Below are 23,161 nucleotides of genomic sequence, written 5' to 3' on the forward strand. Positions count from 1 at the left end.
CGAGCATGTCAGATCTCGATACCCTCGCGATGCAAGGGATAGAAAAACAAACAATGGCGCAGTTTACGCAAAGCGCCTATTTAAATTACTCAATGTACGTAATTAAAGACCGTGCCTTGCCACACATTGGCGACGGTTTGAAACCCGTACAACGTCGTATTGTTTACGCGATGAGTGAACTAGGCCTATCGGCAGCGGCAAAATACAAAAAATCAGCCCGTACCGTGGGTGATGTACTCGGTAAATATCACCCTCACGGTGATAGCGCGTGTTATGAAGCCATGGTACTGATGGCGCAGCCGTTTTCTTACCGTTATCCGCTGGTGGATGGTCAAGGTAACTGGGGGGCGGCAGATGATCCTAAGTCTTTCGCGGCAATGCGTTACACCGAAGCACGTTTATCTAAGTTCTCTGAGGTTTTATTAAAAGAACTAGGCCAAGGCACAGTCGATTGGATCCCAAACTTCGACGGCACCATGAAGGAGCCGGAAGTACTGCCAGCACGTTTACCGCATATTTTATTGAATGGTATTACTGGTATTGCTGTAGGTATGGCAACCGATATTCCGCCGCACAACGTACGTGAAGTGGCAGATGCGTGTTGTACATTACTGGATAAACCAAAAACCGAACTTGAAGAGCTGCTTGATTTAGTACAAGCACCGGATTACCCAACGGATGCGGAAATCATTACGCCTAAGGCTGAAATTCGCAAAATCTACTCAAGTGGTAAAGGCTCAATCAAAATGCGCGCTGTGTATACTGAAGAGCAAGGCGATATTGTCATTACGGCGTTACCTCATCAGTGCTCTGGTGCGAAAGTGTTAGAGCAAATTGCTACGCAAATGCGCGCTAAAAAATTACCTATGGTTGCTGATTTACGTGATGAATCTGATCATGAAAATCCAACGCGTATTGTAATTGTGCCGCGTTCAAATCGCGTAAAAGCTGAGCCACTTATGGCACACTTATTTGCGACCACAGACCTTGAGAAAAACTACCGTGTTAACTTAAACATGCTGGGCCTAAACGGCCGTCCTCAAGTAAAAGACTTAAAAACAATTCTGTCTGAGTGGTTAGTGTTTAGGCGCGAAACGGTTCGTCGCCGTTTACAATACCGCTTAGACAAAGTATTGGCACGTTTACATATTTTAGAAGGCTTATTGATTGCCTTTTTAAATATCGACGAAGTAATTGAAATTATCCGCAGCGAAGATGAGCCAAAGCCAGTTTTAATGGCGCGTTTTGGTATCACTGAAACGCAAGCGGAAGCTATTTTAGAACTTAAACTTCGCCATCTTGCTAAATTAGAAGAAATGAAAATTCGCGGTGAGCAAGACGAGCTTGCCAAAGAGCGCGATAAGCTTGAGCAGATTCTTGGTTCAGAGCGTCGTATGTCGACGCTACTGAAAAAAGAAATTCAAGAAGCCGCTGAGCTTTATGGTGACGACCGTCGTTCGCCTGTAGTTGAGCGCGGTGAAGCTAAAGCCTTAAGTGAAAAAGACTTAATGCCATCAGAAAGCGTTACTGTTGTGCTTTCTGAAAAAGGCTGGGCACGTTTTGCTAAAGGCCATGATATTGACGCGGAAGGCCTGAGTTATAAATCAGGTGACAGCTTTAAGTCTCTTGCTAAAGGGCGCAGCAATCAGCCGAGTGTATTCTTAGATAGCTCTGGCCGAGCATTTGCAACCGATACCCATAGTTTACCTTCTGCGCGTAGCCAAGGTGAACCAATGACAGGGCGCTTTAATGTGGCACCTGGAGCGAACCTTGAACACGTGGTTATGGGTGAAGAAAAAGCCAACTTCCTGATGGCATCAGATGCAGGTTATGGCTTTATTACCGAGTTTAACGACTTGGTGAGTAAAAATAAGAACGGTAAAGCACTGGTAACGATTCCAGAAGCTGCATTATTAATGACACCACAGCCAATTCACGACATTACGACAGATCGCTGTTTAGCAATCTCCAACGAGGGTCGCATGCTGATCTTCCCAATTCGTGATTTGCCAAAACTAGGTAAAGGTAAAGGAAATAAGATCATTTCCATTCCGAGTGCCCGTGTCAAATCGCGAGAAGAGTTTGTTAAAGTGCTGGGCATCGTGCCAGATGGCGCATCTGTTACGTTACATGCAGGTAAGCGTAAACTAACGTTAAAACCAAGTGATTTAGAACATTACTACGGCGAGCGTGGCAGACGAGGTAATAAGTTACCGCGTGGTTTACAGCGTGTAGACTTAATGGAAGTCGAGTTTACTGCCGCACAAGAATTGATCGACGATGCTATTGATGCGGAAAATAGCGAAGATTAGTGCTTCTTTGCGTCGAAAAGCGTTAAAATAACGAAAACCAGTCTCAATATCGGGCTGGTTTTTTTATAAACCGTGTTTTTTAGCTTACACATGTTAGCTAAAATTCGTATAATGGCGCGCTTAGTTATTGGAGACGTTATTTTGATATTTGCTGTTCGCTTAGTACTACTTGCGATTTTTATCTTTTTTAGTGCGATCTTTGGCTTGCTATTATGTTTAGTGATGCCGTTTAACCGCAACCATGTTCATCGTTTTGCTTCTTGGTATGGCAGCATGCAGGTGTTACTGGGCGCAAAAGTTGAAGTGAAGGGATTAGACAAACTGGATAAAAATAAATCCTACGTCTATGTATCTAACCATCAAAATAACTATGATTTGTTTACGGTTACCAATGCGGTACCAGAAAATACCGTAAGTATTGGTAAAAAAAGCATTCGCTTTATTCCATTTTTTGGCCAGCTGTACTGGTTGTCAGGCAATATTTTAATTGACCGCAATAATAAATCGAAAGCAAAAGGCACAATTGATAAGGCCGCATCAAAAATTAAAAACGATAAGATTTCTGTGTGGTTATTCCCTGAAGGTACGCGCAGTTATGGCCGCGGTTTATTACCATTTAAAACAGGCGCGTTTCACACGGCTATGCAAGCCGGTGTGGAGGTTGTGCCGGTTTGTATGAGTACAACAACAGGGCGTATTAAATTAAATCGTTGGGCTAACCCAACCATTTATGTTGAATTACTTGATCCGATTTCGTTGGAAAAGGATGTATCGGCAAGAGAGCACGCAAAGCGAATTCATGCTATGATGCAGAGTAAAATTGAACAGCTAGATGCTAAAGTAGAGAGCGATTGTGGAAAACTGGCGCGAAATAAGTGAAGACATTGTTGAGTCGTTATTAGAAGACGGCTCAAACCCAGACAAACTGTACGAAGTAGAACACCACTTTGTATGTGAAGATTTTGATAAGTTAGAAGAAGCGGCACTTGCTGCATTCAAACTTGGTTTTGACGTGGAAGATCCAGCTGAACTTGAATTAGAAGATGGCAGCAAAATTTGGGGCTTTGACGTTGTAGTTGAATGTGAACTTGACGCAGAACTTATTCTTGAAGATGTAGATAAACTTATCGACCTTGCTGCAAAAGCTGGTGTGGAATACGATGGCTGGGGCACTTACTTTCAAGAGTAAGCTTCTGTGTTGTATTGACAAATCGAGTACAAAAAAATAGCGCCAAATGGCGCTATTTTTTATTGCGGCTTATCTTGTGAGAGTTTGAACGGGGAGAACAATAAGACAGGCACTAAAATCAATGTGTGAATTGATAACCAAGCAAGGGTTCCTTCATATACGCCTAACGCTGTAACTGCTGTAAAAAGGGCAAGTGCAGACGATACGACCGCCAGCAACCAATAAAGACCAATCGGGCTATTGCTATCAAAGCGAATACTTTCAGCGCATTGGTTACTTTTGAAATAGCACGACATTGCAATAATTACCGTAATAAATGAAAAAGCAATCAAAATAACTTCCATGGTTTTTCCCTGCTAGGTTTACATGTTGGTTAGATTATACTGCGCAGAATTGCAAGTCAATAAAAATGATAATGATTATCAATTAATTTAATCGTAAATGTATAAGTACCAATAATCATAAAGTCTTTTGTCTTTTAAGGCGTACCGCTTAATGAGTGTAATTGCAACGCTGTCAAACTCTCAACACGCCACGTTTTTAATGAAAATAATGATTCAATATTTGCAGGGTTAACGCGTGTATAAGGGGGCGCTTTTTAACAGGTAACAATGGTGGTAGAGGTTGTACAGACTGTCAAAGGTGTTAAATCTATACAGTCGCAATCAATCCAAAAGTTGTCTTGGCTACATTTGATGACAAAAAGGTTAACAAAGGAGGAAGTGGCAATGCTAAAAATGACTTGCGCGAATGAGCTTCAAGCTCACAATAAATAGAAAACGCGCTTTAGCGCGTGTTGGTCACCTCAAAACGAGGTTGCGATTTTAAACACATTACCTGCAGCTAACTTTTGCTGCGATATTGAAACCGTCTAATCGTTTAATACCGATAAATGCTCAAGCTCACGATAAAGCTCTTCTTCATCTCCCATGTTGAGTTCGATAAGGCGTTTTAAATGCGTCACACTGTCAATTTCAATTTGCTCACAGCGTAGCCCCAATTGGTCACTTTCAACATGTGCCAGCGACACCAACATCTCAATCGCAATATCACTGTTAGAAAGTTGAAATACTAGTTTGGCGTGATGCGAAAGATCACACGCAGTAGGCCAGTTATCAGGCTTATTTAAAAGTGCACCTTTAAGCGATAAATCAAGGATTTCAGCGTTATACTCTACGCCCATAAAAGTTAATTTTGCAGGCGTGTGGTAAATAATACGAGTGAAATGTCGTCTTTCTTGCATTAGGAGCGCTCCTTATCGTCATCTTTAAAGCATAGCCGATTAACAAAAAATATTAAATATTTTCATGCTGATATGTTTAAATAGCGGGCGCCACTTATGGAATTTATTTTTAAAGGGAAAAACAATGCCAGAACACGCTGAAAAACAAAAGATTGATCACGGTGAATTGAAAAAAACCGGATTTTGGTTAAATCAGGCGTTTATGATTGTATCGACAATTGTTGGTGTATATTTAGCTGCACAAAGCGGTCTTGAACAAGCGCTAAAATTCGATACGTTAAGCAAAATGGAAGATAACTATTATCTGCGCATGTCGTTATACGATGAATTAGATGACGCGGTTAAAGAAATTGAAACGTACGCAAAAGTCCTCGCCAAAAGCCCGCCAAAAGTAGTGATTACAGAGCAGCGCCCAATGCTCGACAAATACGTTTGGCAAACCATGAAGTACAATCCCACTACTTTGGAAACGCCGAGTGAAATTCTTTCTGAAGTGCGCCGCTTTTATGGTAAAGCCGACCGCACCATCGATCAGGTAGGTCGCTGGGCCATTGGTTCACGCCATGCATCAAAATTATTGTTAGAACAAACGGAATATTTTAAAAATGGCCCGCTGTTAAAACTTAAAGACAGTGCTGACGAGCTAAAACGCTTGTTAGCGAAAGAAGATATTCAAATTGGCGTATTAAAAGGAGAGTAATGAGCTATGACCAAACGTTGTCCAAAGTGCGTTAATGTAGCACTTGAAGTTACCCATTATTGCGGTGAAGAAATTGATGTTTGCCGTCAGTGCGGCGGTTTGTGGTTTGAGAAAAACCAAGTTAATCGCATGATTGAAGAGATTAATGACGGTCCGATTGGCGAATGTTATAGCCATCACTTTGGTGAGCCTCAAGGTAGCACAGAATTAAACTGCCCTGATTGCGGCAGCCATTTAGAAGCGGTGCACTTATTAAAAGATTATCAAACTGAACTGGATATTTGTCGTAAGTGTGATGGTAGCTGGATTGATAAAGATGAACTTACGTCAGTTGAAAACAGTCCTGAGTTACGTGGTGCACTTGATGAACTAAATAAAAAAGTATCTTGGAAAACCTACTTATTCCAATTTTTAACGCAAATGCCAGTGGAATATAACTTAAAAACCAAGTCGAAACCTTGGGTGAACTGGTCTTTAATTGCGATTAACATTCTGATTTTCTGTGCGTATTTCTTTAATATCGAGAGCTTTGGTTTTGTATTAGAAAACTTTGCACTAAGACCTGCAGATGTTAACAACGGCCAAGAGATTTGGACTTTATTAACGTGCGTCTTTTTACATGGCTCTGTAATGCATTTAGTGGGTAACATGTATTTCTTATACATTATTGGCGATAACTTAGAAGATGCGCTCGGCCATAAAAAATACCTTATGTATTATTTAATATGCGGCATAGGTGCATCGCTGTTTAGCTTAGTTATGTCACAAGACCCGAATATTCCATCAGTTGGCGCCAGTGGTGCAATTGCAGGATTATTTGGCATGTACTTAATGTGGTTTAGACACGCTAGCTTAACCTTTATGTTTGTTATTTATCAAAAGAAACTGAGCGCGGTTTGGTTCTTTGCAATTTGGATAGCAATTAATATTTTCGGTTTAATCGTATTACAAGATGGTGTTGATTATGGCGCGCACATCGGTGGTTTTGTTGTTGGTTTAGTGATTGGTTACTTCTTAAAAGAGAAAGTGCTTGCTGAAAACCCATTAATCAAACTGCTCAATCAGCCAGAAGCTGTGCTAAAACGTTAATAACGTTTATGCATTAAAAAGCCCGCAATGTGCGGGCTTTTTTGTATTGTGTGAAAATCAATTAACCGATTTTCTTGTACTTAATACGCTTAGGTTGCGCCGCTTCTGCACCAAGCGTTTTCTTAAGCCATGCTTCGTATTCTGTGTAGTTACCTTCGAAGAAGTTAACTTGACCTTCATCACGGTAATCAAGAATATGCGTAGCAATACGGTCAAGGAACCAACGATCGTGCGAGATACACATTACACAGCCTGGGAATTCTAAAATCGCATTCTCAAGGGCACGTAGTGTTTCAACGTCGAGGTCATTGGTAGGCTCATCGAGTAAGATCATGTTGCCGCCAGCTTTTAACAGCTTAGCTAGGTGAAGACGGTTACGCTCACCACCTGATAAATCTTTCACGTATTTTTGCTGGTCGTTACCTTTGAAGTTAAAGCGCGATACATAAGCACGGCTAGCAATTTCAAAGTTACCAATTTTCAATACATCTTGGCCTTCAGATAATTCTTGGAATACGGTGTTTGAACCATCTAAATCGTCACGGAACTGGTCAACTGTTGCAAGTTCAACAGTTTCACCTAGTTCAAATGAACCTGCATCTGGTGTTTCTTGACCGCCTAACATACGGAATAAGGTTGATTTACCAGCACCGTTAGCACCGATAATACCGACGATTGCACCTTTTGGTACTGAGAAGCTTAAATCATCAATTAGTACACGGTCGCCGTAGCCTTTTTTGATGTTGTTTACTTCTAGTACTTTATCACCTAGGCGAGGACCTGGTGGAATAAATAGCTCGTTGGTTTCGTTACGCTTTTGGTAATCAGAATGTTGTAGTTCTGAGAATTGTGCCATACGTGCTTTCGATTTAGCCTGACGGCCTTTCGGGTTTGAACGCACCCACTCAAGTTCTTGCGCAATTGATTTCTGACGTGCTTTTTCCGCTTTTTCTTCTTGCTTCAAACGCGCATCTTTTTGCTCAAGCCATGATGAGTAGTTACCTTCCCAAGGAATACCTTCACCACGGTCAAGCTCTAAAATCCAACCTGCAACGTTATCTAGGAAATAACGGTCGTGGGTAATCGCCACAACAGTACCTTCGTAATCGTGTAAGAAACGCTCTAACCAAGCTACTGATTCAGCATCTAAGTGGTTAGTTGGTTCGTCGAGTAATAGCATGTCTGGCTTTTCAAGTAATAAACGACAAATCGCTACACGGCGACGCTCACCACCTGAAAGTACTTTAATTGGCGTGTCCCACTCTGGTAAACGAAGTGCATCGGCAGCACGCTCTAGTGCATTATCTAGGTTGTGACCATCGTGCGCCTGAATAATTGCTTCAAGTTCACCTTGCTCTTTTGCCAATGCGTCAAAGTCCGCGCCGTCCATTGCGTATTCAGCGTAAACTTCATCTAAACGTGCAAGTGCATTCGTCACTTCAGAAAGCGCTTCTTCAACTGTTTCACGAACAGTTTTGTTTTCGTCTAGTACAGGTTCCTGTGGTAAGTAACCAATTTTTGTATCAGGGAACGCGCGCGCTTCACCTTCAAACTCGGTATCAACACCCGCCATAATACGAAGCAAGGTAGATTTACCTGCACCGTTTAAACCAAGCACACCAATTTTTGCGCCAGGGAAAAATGAAAGCGAGATATCTTTTAAAATAGTACGCTTTGGCGGCACTACTTTACTTACACGATGCATCGTGTAGATAAACTTATCCGGTAAAGGCATGAATAATCCTATAGTGATTTTAATAATGTAATTGCTGCATATTGTAGTGTGATAAATGGGGGCATTCAATGTCGTAGTAGATTTAAAATGTCATTCTGTTAAGTTAAGGTAAAGTCACATAAAAATAATAGTAATTGCTTACCTATGCCGGCGCTTAATAAAACCTCTCTTTATCTTTTATTTTGTTCAATATTGATGAGTTTTGAACTGACTGCATCGAATCAGCCAAAAATAGGTTTAGTGCTCGGTGGTGGCGGCGCCAAAGGCGGCGCGCACATCGGTGTGTTAAAGGTACTTGAAGCGAATAATGTAAAAATCGATTATATCGCCGGTACTAGCATTGGTGCTTATGTTGCAGGTATGTATGCCTTGGGTTATTCAGCAAGTGAAATTGAAAAATTTATGCTTAATGAAGATTGGAACCAAGGCTATTCAGATGATATCCCAAGAGAAGTATTACGCTATCGCGATAAAGAGCTACGCGATAAATATAATCTACAGCTGAATTTTGGTATTCGTGACGGTGCATTGCGCTCATCTAAAGGTTTGCTTGTCGGGCAAAGTATGAGCCGATTATTGCGAAACTCCACACGTTCAGTGCATTTGTTTGATGATTTTGACCAGTTAGCAATCCCGTATCGCGCAATTGCGACCGATTTATCGACCAGTGAAGCCGTGGTAATTTCATCTGGTAGTATTGCTGAAGCAATGCAAGCTTCGGCCTCGGTACCCGGGGCTGTGCAGCCGACCGAAATTGATGGTCGCTTGCTGGTTGATGGTGGCATCGCCAATAATTTGCCGGTTGACGTAGTAAAAGAGATGGGTGCAGACATCGTTATAGCCGTCGATATAGGTGCATCACTTGCTCAGTCAAATGAGTTCACATCAACCATGGAAGTACTTGGCCAACTTTCTACTATTTTGACCAATGCCTCAACACAATGGCAAAAACGTTTGCTAAGTGAAAAAGATATTTATATACGACCCGACATTGATGACTTAAGCACCACTGATTGGGCTGATTTAGAAGAGTCGTTAGTGCGCGGCCTTGCCGCTGCAAAAATCGCGGAACCAAAACTGCAAGCCTTAGCTATTTCACCGAGTGCATTTGAGGCGTATCAAGTTGCTAAACGCGAGCGCAGCCAAGTGTGGTTTCAGCCAATTTATAACCCAGTACTTGCGATCTCGTTGGATAATTTGTCAGACGTTAATAATAAATTGATACTCAAACACTTTTCGATTAACCCAGGAGACACTCCGTCAGAGCATGATGTGCAGCAGGCGGTAAATCGCGTTTATGCGCTCAATGAATTTGAGCGTGTTGAAACCGAATTTAAAGATACCGAGCAAGGGCGGGTGTTAGTATTAAAAACACTGGGTAAATCGTGGGGGCCAAATTACTTAGATTTTGGCGCTAATTATCAAAGTGACGTGACAGTAAACTCGGTGCTCTCAATTGATATGGCGTTTACGCGCGGCAATATTAATCGCTATGGAGGGCTTTGGCGCAATGAGATCTCGCTTGGTTTTGAAGAGTATATCGCGACCGAATTTTATCAACCACTAAACGCTGAAGATGACTATTATGCGAGTGCTCGCCTCGCGTTTATTAAAGACAGATACAAGCTACAAACGGTAACGCAAGCGTACTTTGATTTAGAAAAGAATCACCTACGTGGTAATTTGGCGTTCGGTTACAACATTAATAATTTTTGGCGATTTGAGTTTGGCACAATACGTGATGTAGGCGAACTTGAACAAAAATCATTGATAAATGATAAATTCCCCTTTGATCAAACGGGTTTTTACAGCAGTTTGATGTATGACACCTTAGATAGCATTAGTTTTCCAACCCAAGGCAATCGACTACGTGTTTATTATGGGCGTTTTAAAGAAGCGTATGACGATCGCCTTGATCCAATCGACAGTCGCTATGCCAGTAAATACAAAATTGATTGGCGCGGCGCTTTTTCTATTCGCCACCACGGCTTAGTTGGCACAGCATCGTATACCAGTTATGAATCAGACGGTACATTTACCGTTAATACTGAGCGCTTGGGCGGTTTTTTAAACTTATCGGGCTACGGTAAAAACGTGTTAAACGGTCCTAAAAAAGCGTTTGGCGCAGTGATTTATCAATACGATTTAGGTCGCGATATGCTTAATATGACCAGCATGCCACTTTACCTTGGTGTGAGTGCTGAAGTAGGTAATGTGTGGGATATTCAACAAAGTGTCGATTTATCTGAGCTTATTTTTGCTAGCAGTTTGTTTGTTGGCACCGATACACGCTTTGGCCCAGCTGCATTTGGTTTTGGCGCAACCGACGATGGCGAATCCAGCTTTTTTGTATCATTAGGCAAACACTGGTAGTTGTATAATTAAATTTAATGAATGATTTGTGTTGTATTTTAAATATTTATATTCCGATTTAAAAATATCATTTAAAATACACTGTGAAAAATTTTCAATCCCTGTTTAAATAACTTCACATATACAAAGTAGGCAAGGGCGCTTTTTAAGCGTACAATACGCCCTTTATCCCACAACCATCTTCTATTTAGGAGTAACCATGTTAGAACGTAGCATGAATATCTCGGATTTTGATCCAGAACTATTTGGCGCAATGGAAAAAGAAAAGCAGCGTCAAGAAGAGCACATCGAACTTATCGCGTCTGAAAACTACTGTAGCCCGCGTGTACTTGAAGCACAAGGTTCTCAGTTAACTAACAAATACGCGGAAGGTTACCCTTACAAGCGTTACTACGGTGGTTGTGAGCACGTTGATGTTGTTGAGCAATTAGCAATTGATCGCGCTAACGAATTATTCGGTACAGATTACGCAAACGTGCAACCGCACGCAGGTTCACAAGCAAACGCGGCAGTATTCCAAGCGTTACTTCAGCCGGGCGACACAGTTTTAGGTATGAGCCTTGCACACGGCGGTCACCTAACTCACGGTTCACACGTAAACTTCTCAGGTAAAACGTACAACGCAGTTCAGTACGGCCTAAACGAAGAAACTGGCGAAATCGACTACGCACAAGTTGAAGCGCTAGCACTAGAGCACAAGCCTAAAATGATCATCGGTGGTTTCTCAGCATACTCAGGTATTGTTGATTGGGCTAAATTCCGTGAAATCGCTGACAAAGTAGGTGCTTACCTGCTAGTTGATATGGCACACGTTGCTGGTCTTGTTGCTGCAGGCGTTTACCCAAGCCCAGTGCCATTTGCACACGTGGTTACGACAACAACACACAAAACACTAGCGGGTCCTCGTGGTGGCTTAATCGTGTCTAACTGTGGTGACGAAGAGATTTACAAAAAGTTAAACTCTGCGGTATTCCCAGGTGGTCAAGGTGGTCCTTTATGTCACGTAATCGCTGCTAAAGCGGTTGCATTTAAAGAAGCACTAGAGCCAGAGTTCAAAGCATACCAAACACAAGTTGTTAAGAATGCGCAAGCTATGGTTGAAGTATTTAAAGCACGTGGTTACGACGTTGTTTCTGGTAAAACAGACAACCACCTATTCTTACTTGATCTAATCAACAAAGATATCACAGGTAAAGATGCGGACGCAGCACTTGGTAATGCTTACATTACAGTTAACAAAAACTCAGTACCAAACGACCCACGTTCTCCGTTTGTAACGTCTGGTCTACGTATTGGTTCTCCTGCAATCACCCGTCGTGGTTTTAAAGAAGCAGAAGCAAAAGAGTTAAACTGGCTGGATCTGTGATGTGCTAGACAACATCGAAGATACAAAAGTACAAGATGAAGTACGTGAGAAAGTAAAAGCAATTTGTGCAAAACACCCTGTTTACGCATAATGTTTTCTCATTGTTAACATGATATGATAAGGCCGCTTTTTTGCGGCCTTTTTTCTTTCGAGAGTTGTTTATGCATTGTCCTTTTTGTACAGCCAATGACACCAAAGTTATCGATTCACGCTTAGTAGGTGGTGGTCATCAGGTTCGCCGTCGTCGCGAATGTAATGAATGTCACGAACGTTTTACTACCTTTGAAGGCGCAGAACTGGTTATGCCACGTGTAATCAAGCAAGACGGCAGCCGAGAACCGTTTAATGAAGACAAACTTCGCAATGGTTTGCATCGTGCGCTAGAAAAACGCCCTGTCAGTACAGAACAAGTAGAAGAAGTAGTACACCAAATTAAATCGCAATTGCGTGCCACAGGTGAGCGCGAAGTTGACAGTAAAACGGTCGGCGAATTTATTATGGAAGCGCTGAAAAAACTCGATAAAGTTGCTTACGTACGTTTTGCTTCTGTTTACCGCTCATTTGAAGACATTAAAGAATTTGGCGAAGAAATCGCACGCTTAGGTGAGTAATCAGATGCACAATAATCGCTTTTCTGAATGTGATCACAAATATATGGCGCGCGCTATCGCGCTTGCAAAGCGTGGTCGATTTACCACCACACCTAACCCCAACGTAGGTTGTGTTTTAGTTAAAGATAATCAAATCATCGGTGAAGGCTTTCATATTCAAGCAGGTGGCCCTCATGCCGAAGTGCATGCACTGAAAATGGCTGGCGATAACGCTAAAGGGGCAACCGCGTACGTCACGCTAGAACCGTGTTCGCATTACGGCCGCACGCCGCCATGTGCTGAAGGCCTAATTAAAGCAGGCGTTAGCCGCGTTGTCGCTGCTATGGTTGATCCAAACCCAGAAGTCGCAGGACGCGGTTTAAAAATGCTCGAAGATGCCGGAATCGAAACCGATTTTGGCTTACTAAACGATGAAGCCGAAGCACTCAATTTGGGCTTTTTAAAACGCATGCGCACCAACTTGCCTTTTGTTCGCTGTAAATTAGCGGCAAGCCTTGATGGCAAAACGGCACTTGAAAATGGTGAAAGTAAATGGATTACCTCCAGTGAATCGCGCCGCGCTGTGCAAGATTTACGGGCAGAAAGTTGTGCGGTACTGTCAGGGGCTGATACCGTTATTATCGATAATGCGAAACTAAATGTCCGCCCTGATGAATTGACAGATACTGATGCAAAACTCAGTACTCGCCAGCCAATACGCGTGATTATTGATTCGCAAAACCGACTAACGCCGGATCTCGCGTTATTTCAGCAACCATCTAAAATAATTATTGCACGAACAACACTTGATAAATCGCATACTTGGCCGCATTTTGTTGAACAAGTAGTGGTTGAGCAAAACAATAGCAAAGTAGATTTACGCGCTTTATTGTCATTATTAGCTGAGCGCGGCGTTAACTTAGTATTGTTAGAAGCGGGCGCAACCTTGGCAGGTAAAATGTTTGAACAACAGCTGGTCGATGAACTTGTTCTGTTTATGGCGCCTAAATTGATGGGGCACATTAGTAAGAGCTTGATTAACTTGCCAACATTTACAACCATGTCGCAAGTCCCTGAACTTGAAATAAACACACTCAAGCAAGTTGGACAGGATATCTGTCTACATGCATTAGTAAAAAGAAATTAATATGTTTACAGGCATTATAGAAGCAACCGGAAACGTTGCGGCAATTGAAATGATTGCTGGCGACATGCGCGTTACCATTAACTCAGGCAAACTTGATTTGGCTGATGTTAAATTAGGCGACAGCATCGCAACCAATGGCGTATGTCTAACGGTTATTGCTTTAACAGGCCACGGCTATGTAGCCGATGTATCAAAAGAAACCCTATCGTTAACCAACTTTGAAAACTACCAAGTTGGGCAAACCGTTAACCTTGAAAAAGCGTTAATGCCACAATCGCGTTTAGGCGGTCATTTGGTTTCTGGGCATATAGACGGCATTGCTACCGTAACCCGTATTGAAACCAATGCCCGTGCAACCGATTATTGGCTGTGTGCACCAGCGCAATTACTCAAGTATATCCCGTATAAAGGTTCGGTTTGCATTGATGGCATTAGCCTTACGGTAAACGAAATAAACGACAACGAATTTAAGCTAACTATTGTGCCGCACACCGCAGGTGAAACCACGATTAGTGGCTTTAAAGTAGGTAGCAAAGTGAATTTAGAAGTGGATCAGCTCGCACGCTATTTAGAGCGTTTAATGATGCCACAGCAAGATGCAAAACCAACCAGTTCTCTCACTCATGAGCTTCTAGCGCAAGCTGGCTTTATGAATCGATAACCAGTCGCAAGCAAAGGTAACAAAATGGGCTTACACACTGCAGCAGAAATTATTGAAGATATCCGTCTAGGCAAAATGGTCATTCTGATGGATGACGAAGACCGTGAAAATGAAGGCGACTTAATTATGGCATCTGAGCACATCAGTGCCGATGCAATTAACTTTATGGCGACACATGGCCGTGGTTTGATTTGTTTAACGCTAACACAAGAGCGTTGCCAGCAACTTAACTTACCACTAATGGTAAGCAATAACGGCGCACAGTTTTCTACCAATTTTACCATGTCGATTGAAGCGGCAAAGGGTGTAACAACGGGTATTTCAGCAGCAGACCGTGCACGCACAGTACAAGCTGCAGTGGCAAAGGGGGCGGTACCTGAAGATATCGTACAGCCAGGTCACATTTTTCCAATTATGGCGCAACCGGGTGGTGTATTGACTCGTGCAGGACACACAGAAGCCGGTTGTGATTTAGCGCGCTTAGCAGGCTGCGAGCCATCTTCAGTGATCGTTGAAATACTCAATCCAGATGGCACCATGGCGCGCCGCCCAGACTTAGAAATTTTTGCTAAAGAGCACGGTTTAAAAATGGGTACAATTGCGGATTTAATTGAATACCGCAACTTAAATGAAGCGACTATTGAACGTGTAGCAGAATGTAAATTGCCAACTGAACACGGTGAGTTTGACCTTGTGACGTATAAAGACACAATTGACGGTCAACTTCATTACGCAATGAAAAAAGGTGATGTAAAAGAAGATGATGCAACCTTAGTACGTGTTCACTTACAAAGTACGTTTAACGATATTTTATTGTCAGATCGCGCATCCGATCGCAGCTGGACACTGTCAGGTGCGATGAAATACATCGCTGAAAATAACGGTGTATTAGTTATTTTAGCGAAACACGAAAACCCAGAAGAACTTGAACATCTGTTTAAAGCGTTTGAAGCACAAGACAAAGGCGAAAGCCCGAGCGTGCGCAAGTTCCAAGGTACATCGCGCACCGTAGGTGTAGGTTCACAAATTTTGGCTGATTTAGGCATTCATAAAATGCGTTTAATGAGCATGCCGAAGAAGTACCATGCGATTTCAGGTTTTGGCTTAGAAGTAGTTGAATACGTTGAGCCGCAATAGGCTCAACCACAAGCCTAAAAATAAGCCTAAAAAAATTTAATTTAGTATGATAAAATCCGCGCCTTTGCGATTGCGCGATAAATGAATTAGCCAAAGAGAAGGGCATAAAATGAAAGTGATTGAAGGTAAATTAAACGCTCAAGGGAAAAAGTTTGCTATCGTTATTTCTCGCTTTAACGATTTCATTGGTAAAAGCTTACTTGATGGTGCAGTTGATACCTTAAAGCGTATTGGTGATGTAAATGACGACGATATTACCGTTGTTTATGTGCCGGGTGCTGTAGAGCTTCCTCTAGCAGCTAAGCGCATCGCAGCAAAGAAAGAATTTGATGCAATCATTTCACTTGGTGTGATTATTCGTGGTGGTACGCCGCACTTTGACTTAGTTGCTAATGAGTCAAACAAAGGCCTAGCAAGTGTATCGCTAGACTACGATATTCCTGTAGCGTTTGGTGTTTTAACAACTGAAAACATCGAGCAAGCAATTGAGCGTGCGGGCACCAAAATGGGCAACAAAGGTGGCGAAGCTGCTTTAGGTGCGCTAGAAATGGTTAACCTGTTAGAACAAATTTAAGGGTACTTAATGAAACCAGCAGCTAGACGTAAAGCCCGTAAACTGGCGTTACAAGCAATTTATTCATGGCAAGTAAGCGGTAATCCGGTTGCAGATATCGAACAACAAATGCTTGTTGAAAACGATGTAAGCAAAATTGATGTGGATTATTTTAAAGACTTAGCACGTGGTGTTGCAGTCAATCATAAGGCACTAGATGAAGCTGTTACGCCGCATTTAGATCGTCCTTTTGAAGAAATCGATTTAATCGAGAAAGCGATTTTGCGTCTGTCTTGTTATGAACTTAAGTTCCGCGAAGACGTACCTTATAAAGTTGCTATCAATGAAGGTATTGAGCTGGCAAAACTATTTGCTGCTGAAGATAGCCATAAGTTTGTGAATGGGGTGCTAGACAAGACCCAAAATCAGCTTAGAAAAAAATAATTGGAGAGCCGGCTTTAGGCCGGCTTTTTTGTGCATGCAAGAATTTGAATTAATCTCTCACTTTTTCAAAGGCCGCGGTGTCGCACGTAAAGATGTCTCATTGAGCATTGGTGATGATGCAGCACTGATAAACGTTCCTGAAAACTGTCAATTAGCCGTGACTACAGACACCCTTGTTGAAGGTGTTCACTTTTTTAAAGATATTGACCCAAAAGCACTCGGTTACAGAGCGCTTGCCGTAAACTTAAGTGATTTAGCAGCAATGGGCGCAGAGCCTGCGTGGATTTCTGTGGCGCTTACGCTGCCAAACGCCGAGACAAAATGGCTTGAGCAGTTTACCCAAGGAATGCATGAAATTGCTGAGTACTATAATGTGCAAATTGTCGGTGGTGACACGACACAAGGTCCACTAACCATTAGTATTTGTGCCAAAGGTTTTGTGCCAAATGGCAGCGCGTTAACACGCAGTGGTGCAAAAAATGGTGATTGGGTGTTTGTTACGGGGTCTTTAGGTGATGCTGGGCTCGCAATTGATAGCAAGTATGGCAAAGTATCGCTTACTGAGCAGCAGTTTGCCAATGCCAATAAAGCGTTTGATTACCCCACGCCACAAGTGGCTGCAGGGCAGATGTTACGTGGCAAAGCAACCAGTTGTATTGATATTTCGGATGGTTTGATTGCCGATCTCGGCCATATTTGTCAGATGTCGGGCGTTGGCGCAAAATTGTTTGCTGAAAATATCCCACTGGCGGCAACAATAAAAGACGTATTGCCATTAGAGTCAGCGCTTAATTATGCCTTAACCTATGGTGATGAATATCAGCTACTATTCACGTTACCGGAAGAACGTCGTACCACAGTTGAAATGACGCTCAAACAGTACGGCGTTGCTCTGTCGTGTATCGGTCAAATCAATAATAATGTTGGTAAGGTTGAATTGACGCTTGAAGGTAAACCGTTAACATTAACGCAATGTGGCTTTGAGCACTTTAATGCAGAATAATCGGAGTGTGCGTGGCACAATTTAACTTAAAAAAATTTACACATTTCTGTGCGCTGGGTTTTGGCTTAGGGCTGGCGCCTAAAGCACCTGGCACCTTTGGTACCTTAGCGGCAATTCCGTTTATTTTCCTTACCATGATGGCGCCGCTGTGGCTACAGTTGGTTGTTGCGATTGCAATTTGCGCTATTGGTATTTGGTTTTGTGACGTTGCAAGTCGCGATGCTGGCGTACATGATCACCCTGCCATTGTTTGGGATGAAGTGGCGGGTTTTTATATCACCATGATTGGCGCAGCGATTTCGTGGCAAACCTTACTGGTTGGCTTTATCTTATTCCGCTTTTTCGATATTGTTAAACCTTGGCCGATCACACTGCTCGATAAACACGTAAAAGGTGGCTTTGGCATTATGGTTGACGATATTCTGGCAGGGATATTTTCACTTATATGTTTACAGCTAGTTGTTTATTACGGGCTAATTTAATAATGAGATAAACCGTGCTGTTTCGCTTAATATTGTTATTTACAGTTGTACTGCTTAGTACACTCAAACCGACATACGCTTCGCTTGATGACTATGTGGTAAAACAGTGGCATATTCAGCACGGGCTTGCATCACAATCACTTAAAAACATTGTACAAGACCAACAAGGTTATTTGTGGATTGGCTCCCAGTTTGGCTTGAGCCGATTCGACGGTAATCGCTTTACTAACTTTAATGTTAATAACAGTGATTTTTTGCCAAGCAATGCAATTAACAGTTTGCTTATCGATAACGACGGCTTTTTATGGATTGGCACCGATAACGGGCTAGTAAAGTTTAGCCCAAGTGAGTTGACATCAGAGCGCTTTAGTTTAAACGGCCCAGTACGTGATATCGCACAAGATAACAACGGCCGTATCTGGATTGCATCGAACAGTCTTTACCTTTACTCCAACCAAAAACTCAACACCATTTCTCAGCTGCTTGGCGTAAGTGACACTAATAATAACTTTAGCAATAAACGAAATGCCTTAGTGAAACTGATTGGTGAAGTGCGCAAAATGGCACTGTCGCCTGACGGTATTTGGCTTATTAACGACCGTTTTTTACTACATTTACAAAGTTTAGCGAATGAAACTACCGGTAAAATTCGCTTTGAAATTACCGAACGTATTTCATTGCCGCAGCGTTTAGCACAATCGGTATTATACGACTTAGCGTGGCTGGAAGGGGACTTGTTTATTGCCTCTGAAGTTGGCGCTTACTTTCTTGATATTGACCAAGAATTAAGACCTTTTTCATTACCCTATGCCAATAACGCCACAGTATATAAATTTATGTACGATTCGGATGGTTCATTGTGGGTTTCGACTAAAGGGCGATTATTGTATCGCGATAGTAGTGGTATTTGGCAGTGGATTGAACAATCAGACCTTGAACAAACGGTTTGGTTTTCCGATATTTTCAGAGGGCAAGACGACATTATTTGGCTTGCAAGTTTAACCGAAGGATTGTGGCAAGCGCGCCCTAGCCAAGTAAAACGTCATCGCGATAGTAAAGGCTTAAATCAATCGGTTACTACGCTAAAGTTTGGAGAGGACCAGCGTTTATGGCTAGCCACCAAAAATGGTATTGGTTATTTAGATGAAAGCGGTTTATTTAACGTAGAAATCGCGGCGGCAAAACTCGGTGGTTTGACTGTTCATGATTTACATTTTCAGGGCTCGCGTTTATTTATCGCAACCAACCGTGGGGCCTTTGTTTACGACGGCAAAGAATTACTTAAACTTGATGCCGCAACCTTACGTGCAACAGCCGTGTTTGCTATTGAGAGTGCAGAGCAAGGCGGCGTTTGGCTAGCCACAGATCGTGGTTTATATCGTTTGGCGTTTAACGGTTTACGCTCGTTTGTTTATAATTCGTTTCTTGATAGTAAATACATTACTTTTATCGATGAGCAAAATGGCAAAGGTTACTTAGGCACCTCGCGCGGCGCTTATTTTTTCAGTGAGCGTGGTATCGAGCGTTTAGCCATGGGCAGCGCATTAGCTGAATCAAATATCAGTTTTATTCTTCCCGTTGAAAATAGGCTGTTTGTTGCAACGCAAAATAATGGCTTATTTTATCGCAGTGAAAAAGGCGTTTGGCGTCAGTTAGATGTATCTAATGGCTTACCTTACGGACCTATTTTAAGTTTGCATTTTGATCAAGCGCTGAATTATTTATGGGTGAGCACGAGCAAAGGTGTCTATCGCTTGCCGCTTAAACAGTTTGAAGAAGGCATTCACTCGCTTGAAGTTGAACAAGTCATCTCGCCTTACAACAAACAGCTTGATGGCAAAACCAGTCAGTGTTGTTCGGGTAATGCGCTTGGTGCAATTGCCCGTGTTGGTTCGAGCTTATGGTATCCAAGTAAATCTGGTTTGGTTGAAATTCCAACCAATATTCGGTTATTTAGTGAAAGTGATATTCGCCCGATTATTGAAACGGTCACGGCCGATAACGGTGGCGAGAAAAATACCTATTCAGTACCTGAGGTGGATACCCTTACTCTGCAAACCGAGGAACGAAATTTAACACTGGGTTATACCGCAATTAATTTCCAAACTGCGTCTGAAATTGATTTTCGCTACCGTCTTGTAGGTCTTGATGGGGTTTGGCGTGAAGCAAACAATAGCCGAGAAGCAAACTATGCTAACTTACCGGCTGGGAAATTTGTTTTTGAACTACAAGCAAAACGACGCGGGCAAGAGTGGAGTAGTGCCGATACAATTTCACAAACCTTGATTATTCCAAAAGCCTTTGATGAAACTGTGGTATTTCGTTTAATCGTTGTGATGTCGTTTATTCTTGCCCTGTATATTGTGTTTCTGTTCTATCGCAATCAAGAGCGTCGTAAGCAAGAAGAACTAGAACGCTTAGTTGAAACGCGCACTCAAGCGCTTATTTCTGCGAATGAGCAACTTAATAAAGCCAATGACAGGCTCAAACTGGTAAGTCACTCAGATGAGCTTACAGGCCTTCGCAGCCGTCGCTTCTTATTTGATCAACTTCCGAAAGACATCGAGCATTTCCAAAGTAACCGCGAAAGCCTTGAGATTCAGGGTAAATGTATGGCACTGCTGATTTTGAACTTGGATAAGTTTAGTCGCGTAAACGATGTGTTTGGTTCGTTTGCTGGCGATAACTGTTTACAGCAAATTGCGTCCTTGCTGACAGAGCAGGTACAAGGTGCCGACTATGTGGTACGTTGGAGTGGCGACGAGTTTTTGATTTTACTAAGGGATATGCAAAAGAGCGCTGTACATCAGTTTGCGCGCAGTATTAGTCATCAGCTTGCTGGGCAAAACTTTGTTATGCCTGATGGCCGTAAAACAAAACTAACAGGCTCGGTTGGTTGGGCATTTTATCCGCTACCGTTGCTAGGCGGGCAAATTATTAGCTGGGAAACATCCATTAAAATTGCCGATATTGCACTGCAAAAAGCAAAGGCGAAAAAACCGGGCAGTGTCGCTTACTTTAGCTTTTCAGATAATATCGATGCGTTTGAATTTGAAGATAGTGAACGTGTTGCTCAGCAGTTAGAATCGTTATTAGATTCCGAGCAAGCTAAGCTGCATATTTCTGAGATATAAAATAGGTAAGTGTGAGGATTGAGAATTCAGATTTCAGAAAGTTGCTGAAACCTGAATTCTTAAGGGATGCGCTATTTGGCTAAGTACGCTTCGATACTCTTTTGAATACCGTCAGCGTCAAGGCCAAGCTCTTGATGGATCTCTTGCTGCGTACCGTGTTTAATAAACACATCAGGTAAGCCTAAGTTAAGTACCGGAATGTTTAACTTTTCTGCCATAACAAACTCGTTCACAGCAGAGCCTGCACCACCCATAAGCGCGTTATCTTCAAGGGTAACTAAGGTGCTGTGAGAAGCTGCAAGCTGTTTAATTGCCGTTTCGTCAAGTGGCTTAACAAAACGCATATCAAGTAGCGTCGCGTTAAGCCCTTCAGCCACTTGCTTTGCTTCATCAAGGAGGGTACCAAAGCTTAAAATTGCTGTGTCCTTACCTTCACGAATAACCTTAGCTTTACCAATTTCAAGTGCGCTCATCGCATCATTTGGCATAATGTCACCTGCACTGCCACGAGGGTAACGTACCGCACTTGGTCCTTGATGAAGATGGCCGGTGTAAAGCATTTGACGGCATTCGTCTAAATCACTTGGTGCCATGATCACCATATTTGGAATACAGCGCATATAGCTTAAATCGTATGCACCTTGGTGAGTTTCACCGTCTGCACCCACCACGCCAGCGCGATCGATGGCAAACATTACTGGTAAATTTTGCAAAGCTACATCGTGGATAAGTTGATCGTAACCACGTTGTAAAAAGCTTGAGTAAATCGCCACAACTGGGGTAAGTCCTTCACAGGCTAAGCCCGCACCTAAGGTTACCGCGTGTTGTTCGGCAATTGCCGCATCATAATATTGGCTTGGGAACTCTTTTGAAAAGCGCACCATGCCTGAACCTTCACGCATCGCAGGCGTAATTGCCATAAGCTTCGGGTCTTTTGCGGCCATATCGCATAACCAATCGCCGAATACTTTTGAGAAAGTAGGTGCGCTTGGTTTTGACTTTGGTAAGCTGGTTTCGCTTGGGTCAAACTTCGGTACGCCGTGGTAGCCAATAGGATCTGCTTCTGCTGGTTTATAGCCTTTACCTTTTTGCGTGCGAACGTGAAGTAATTGCGGGCCCTTTAAGTTACGCATATTACGTAAGGTGTCGGTTAGCATGCCAACATCATGGCCATCAATTGGCCCTATGTAGTTAAAGCCTAACTCTTCAAAAAACGTACCTGGTATCACCATACCTTTTAGGTGTTCTTCCATTCGACTTGCCAGCTCTTTTACCGGTGGCATGCCTGATAGTAGTTTTTTACCGCCTTCACGAATGTTGGTATAAAAGCTACCTGACAGAATACGCGCGAAGTGGTTGTTGAGCGCACCTACGTTTTCTGAAATCGACATTTCGTTGTCGTTTAGAATAACCAGCATATCGGGATTTAAGTCACCGGCGTGGTTCATTGCCTCAAATGCCATACCCGCAGTAATCGCACCATCACCAATAACGGCAACGACTTTACGGTCTTGGCCTTCTTTTTCAGACGCCAGCGCCATACCAAGTGCCGCCGAGATTGAGGTACTTGAATGGCCTACGCTAAAGGTATCGTATTCACTTTCTTCACGGAAAGGGAATGGGTGCAAACCATCTTTTTGGCGAATGGTATGCATTTGCTCACGGCGACCAGTTAAGATTTTATGTGGATATGCCTGATGGCCAACATCCCATATCAAACGGTCAAATGGTGTGTTATATACGTAATGCAACGCCACAGTTAGCTCAACGGTGCCAAGACCTGAGGCGAGGTGCCCACTACTTTGTGATACCGAGTTAAGTAAGTACTCTCTCAGTTCATCGCTTAGCTCAGCCAAGTTTTGCTGCGGTATTTCGCGCAGTTGCTCTGGCGTATTCGCTAAGCTTAATAATGGATACTTGCTACTATCAAATGTCATGATGTTTTAAATTCTATCCTAAAAATGAGTCGCCAATTTATTGTTATCGCTTATTTGGCGTACTAG

The 23,161-nt window shown here is 42.6% G+C and carries 19 protein-coding genes and 1 pseudogene; 16 read left to right on the forward strand and 4 right to left on the reverse strand.

Features of this window, described 5'->3' with window-relative positions:
- Positions 1–5: 5 nt before the first annotated feature.
- The 3 genes from parC (at position 6) to rraB (ending at position 3,501) form a co-directional block, all read left to right on the forward strand.
- A complete protein-coding gene (gene parC, locus C2M30_RS02695) occupies positions 6–2,312 on the forward strand; it encodes a DNA topoisomerase IV subunit A (RefSeq protein ID WP_105170580.1) in 2,307 nt (768 codons plus the stop codon).
- Between the two features lie 141 nt (positions 2,313–2,453).
- Complete coding sequence (locus C2M30_RS02700; RefSeq protein ID WP_100914545.1) at positions 2,454–3,191, forward strand: 1-acylglycerol-3-phosphate O-acyltransferase; 738 nt, start codon at positions 2,454–2,456, stop codon at positions 3,189–3,191.
- On the forward strand, positions 3,166–3,501 hold the full coding sequence (gene rraB / locus C2M30_RS02705; protein ID WP_010561698.1) for a ribonuclease E inhibitor RraB: 336 nt from the start codon (positions 3,166–3,168) through the stop codon (positions 3,499–3,501). The genes C2M30_RS02700 and rraB overlap by 26 nt, the downstream gene beginning before the upstream one ends.
- Before the next feature lie 59 nt (positions 3,502–3,560).
- Here rraB and C2M30_RS02710 read toward each other — a convergent pair whose 3' ends face one another.
- Complete coding sequence (locus C2M30_RS02710) at positions 3,561–3,845, reverse strand: hypothetical protein (RefSeq protein ID WP_010561697.1); 285 nt, start codon at positions 3,843–3,845, stop codon at positions 3,561–3,563.
- Between the two features lie 527 nt (positions 3,846–4,372).
- Positions 4,373–4,744 (reverse strand): PilZ domain-containing protein, encoded by a 372-nt coding sequence (locus tag C2M30_RS02715; protein ID WP_100913861.1) that lies wholly within the window; start codon positions 4,742–4,744, stop codon positions 4,373–4,375.
- A gap of 124 nt (positions 4,745–4,868) precedes the next feature.
- Here C2M30_RS02715 and C2M30_RS02720 point away from each other — a divergent pair, with 124 nt between their 5' ends.
- Both C2M30_RS02720 and C2M30_RS02725 read left to right on the forward strand, forming a co-directional pair.
- Positions 4,869–5,444 carry a hypothetical protein gene (locus C2M30_RS02720; RefSeq protein WP_010561695.1) on the forward strand — a complete coding sequence of 192 codons (576 nt, stop codon included), beginning with the start codon at positions 4,869–4,871 and terminating at the stop codon, positions 5,442–5,444.
- Positions 5,445–5,450: 6 nt separating this feature from the next.
- Entirely contained in the window at positions 5,451–6,533 is a 1,083-nt protein-coding gene (locus C2M30_RS02725) for a rhomboid family intramembrane serine protease (RefSeq protein WP_010561694.1), read from the forward strand.
- A 61-nt stretch (positions 6,534–6,594) separates the two neighbouring features.
- Here the strand turns inward: C2M30_RS02725 and ettA are convergent, their stop codons facing one another.
- Entirely contained in the window at positions 6,595–8,268 is a 1,674-nt protein-coding gene (gene ettA, locus C2M30_RS02730; RefSeq protein WP_040641993.1) for an energy-dependent translational throttle protein EttA, read from the reverse strand.
- A gap of 195 nt (positions 8,269–8,463) precedes the next feature.
- On the opposite strand from ettA, the gene C2M30_RS02735 reads away from it, so the two are divergent.
- The 11 genes and pseudogenes from C2M30_RS02735 (at position 8,464) to C2M30_RS02785 (ending at position 21,158) form a co-directional block, all read left to right on the forward strand.
- Entirely contained in the window at positions 8,464–10,641 is a 2,178-nt protein-coding gene (locus tag C2M30_RS02735) for a patatin-like phospholipase family protein (RefSeq protein ID WP_234004669.1), read from the forward strand.
- Positions 10,642–10,840: 199 nt separating this feature from the next.
- Positions 10,841–12,098, forward strand: a pseudogene (glyA, locus tag C2M30_RS02740) (serine hydroxymethyltransferase).
- Between the two features lie 70 nt (positions 12,099–12,168).
- Positions 12,169–12,618: a transcriptional regulator NrdR gene (gene nrdR, locus C2M30_RS02745; protein ID WP_010561691.1), complete on the forward strand. Its 450-nt coding sequence runs from the start codon at positions 12,169–12,171 to the stop codon at positions 12,616–12,618.
- 4 nt (positions 12,619–12,622) lie between these two features.
- Positions 12,623–13,744: a bifunctional diaminohydroxyphosphoribosylaminopyrimidine deaminase/5-amino-6-(5-phosphoribosylamino)uracil reductase RibD gene (gene ribD, locus C2M30_RS02750; protein WP_105170582.1), complete on the forward strand. Its 1,122-nt coding sequence runs from the start codon at positions 12,623–12,625 to the stop codon at positions 13,742–13,744.
- Between the two features lies 1 nt (position 13,745).
- Positions 13,746–14,405, forward strand: coding sequence for a riboflavin synthase (locus tag C2M30_RS02755; protein ID WP_105170583.1), 660 nt, complete (start codon positions 13,746–13,748; stop codon positions 14,403–14,405).
- Positions 14,406–14,429: 24 nt separating this feature from the next.
- Positions 14,430–15,542 (forward strand): bifunctional 3,4-dihydroxy-2-butanone-4-phosphate synthase/GTP cyclohydrolase II, encoded by a 1,113-nt coding sequence (ribBA, locus tag C2M30_RS02760; protein WP_010561688.1) that lies wholly within the window; start codon positions 14,430–14,432, stop codon positions 15,540–15,542.
- Between the two features lie 109 nt (positions 15,543–15,651).
- Positions 15,652–16,116 carry a 6,7-dimethyl-8-ribityllumazine synthase gene (gene ribH, locus C2M30_RS02765; protein WP_010561687.1) on the forward strand — a complete coding sequence of 155 codons (465 nt, stop codon included), beginning with the start codon at positions 15,652–15,654 and terminating at the stop codon, positions 16,114–16,116.
- 9 nt (positions 16,117–16,125) lie between these two features.
- Positions 16,126–16,539: a transcription antitermination factor NusB gene (gene nusB, locus C2M30_RS02770; protein ID WP_010561686.1), complete on the forward strand. Its 414-nt coding sequence runs from the start codon at positions 16,126–16,128 to the stop codon at positions 16,537–16,539.
- 34 nt (positions 16,540–16,573) lie between these two features.
- The gene (thiL, locus tag C2M30_RS02775) at positions 16,574–17,542 is read left to right on the forward strand and encodes a thiamine-phosphate kinase (protein ID WP_054980019.1); all 969 of its coding nucleotides are present in this window, start codon (positions 16,574–16,576) and stop codon (positions 17,540–17,542) included.
- 11 nt (positions 17,543–17,553) lie between these two features.
- The gene (locus C2M30_RS02780) at positions 17,554–18,024 is read left to right on the forward strand and encodes a phosphatidylglycerophosphatase A family protein (RefSeq protein ID WP_010561684.1); all 471 of its coding nucleotides are present in this window, start codon (positions 17,554–17,556) and stop codon (positions 18,022–18,024) included.
- A 14-nt stretch (positions 18,025–18,038) separates the two neighbouring features.
- The gene (locus C2M30_RS02785; RefSeq protein WP_234004670.1) at positions 18,039–21,158 is read left to right on the forward strand and encodes a ligand-binding sensor domain-containing diguanylate cyclase; all 3,120 of its coding nucleotides are present in this window, start codon (positions 18,039–18,041) and stop codon (positions 21,156–21,158) included.
- Between the two features lie 71 nt (positions 21,159–21,229).
- On the opposite strand, the gene dxs is transcribed toward C2M30_RS02785, so the two are convergent.
- Complete coding sequence (dxs, locus tag C2M30_RS02790; RefSeq protein WP_105170584.1) at positions 21,230–23,095, reverse strand: 1-deoxy-D-xylulose-5-phosphate synthase; 1,866 nt, start codon at positions 23,093–23,095, stop codon at positions 21,230–21,232.
- Between the last annotated feature and the right edge of the window lie 66 nt (positions 23,096–23,161).

Source organism: Pseudoalteromonas sp. T1lg24 (assembly GCF_002964745.1).
In the GTDB taxonomy this organism is placed as follows: domain Bacteria; phylum Pseudomonadota; class Gammaproteobacteria; order Enterobacterales; family Alteromonadaceae; genus Pseudoalteromonas; species Pseudoalteromonas spongiae.

Bases quoted from the DNA above. Each gene is read 5' to 3' on its own strand.
- ribH (WP_010561687.1), top strand. From the start codon at position 15,652: ATGAAAGTGATTGAAGGTAAATTAAACGCTCAAGGGAAAAAGTTTGCT.
- C2M30_RS02735 (WP_234004669.1), top strand. From the start codon at position 8,464: ATGAGTTTTGAACTGACTGCATCGAATCAGCCAAAAATAGGTTTAGTG.
- nusB (WP_010561686.1), top strand. From the start codon at position 16,126: ATGAAACCAGCAGCTAGACGTAAAGCCCGTAAACTGGCGTTACAAGCA.
- C2M30_RS02755 (WP_105170583.1), top strand. From the start codon at position 13,746: ATGTTTACAGGCATTATAGAAGCAACCGGAAACGTTGCGGCAATTGAA.
- nrdR (WP_010561691.1), top strand. From the start codon at position 12,169: ATGCATTGTCCTTTTTGTACAGCCAATGACACCAAAGTTATCGATTCA.
- thiL (WP_054980019.1), top strand. From the start codon at position 16,574: ATGCAAGAATTTGAATTAATCTCTCACTTTTTCAAAGGCCGCGGTGTC.
- parC (WP_105170580.1), top strand. From the start codon at position 6: ATGTCAGATCTCGATACCCTCGCGATGCAAGGGATAGAAAAACAAACA.
- ribBA (WP_010561688.1), top strand. From the start codon at position 14,430: ATGGGCTTACACACTGCAGCAGAAATTATTGAAGATATCCGTCTAGGC.
- ettA (WP_040641993.1), bottom strand. From the start codon at position 8,268: ATGCCTTTACCGGATAAGTTTATCTACACGATGCATCGTGTAAGTAAA.
- C2M30_RS02715 (WP_100913861.1), bottom strand. From the start codon at position 4,744: ATGCAAGAAAGACGACATTTCACTCGTATTATTTACCACACGCCTGCA.
- C2M30_RS02710 (WP_010561697.1), bottom strand. From the start codon at position 3,845: ATGGAAGTTATTTTGATTGCTTTTTCATTTATTACGGTAATTATTGCA.
- C2M30_RS02720 (WP_010561695.1), top strand. From the start codon at position 4,869: ATGCCAGAACACGCTGAAAAACAAAAGATTGATCACGGTGAATTGAAA.
- C2M30_RS02725 (WP_010561694.1), top strand. From the start codon at position 5,451: ATGACCAAACGTTGTCCAAAGTGCGTTAATGTAGCACTTGAAGTTACC.
- dxs (WP_105170584.1), bottom strand. From the start codon at position 23,095: ATGACATTTGATAGTAGCAAGTATCCATTATTAAGCTTAGCGAATACG.
- ribD (WP_105170582.1), top strand. From the start codon at position 12,623: ATGCACAATAATCGCTTTTCTGAATGTGATCACAAATATATGGCGCGC.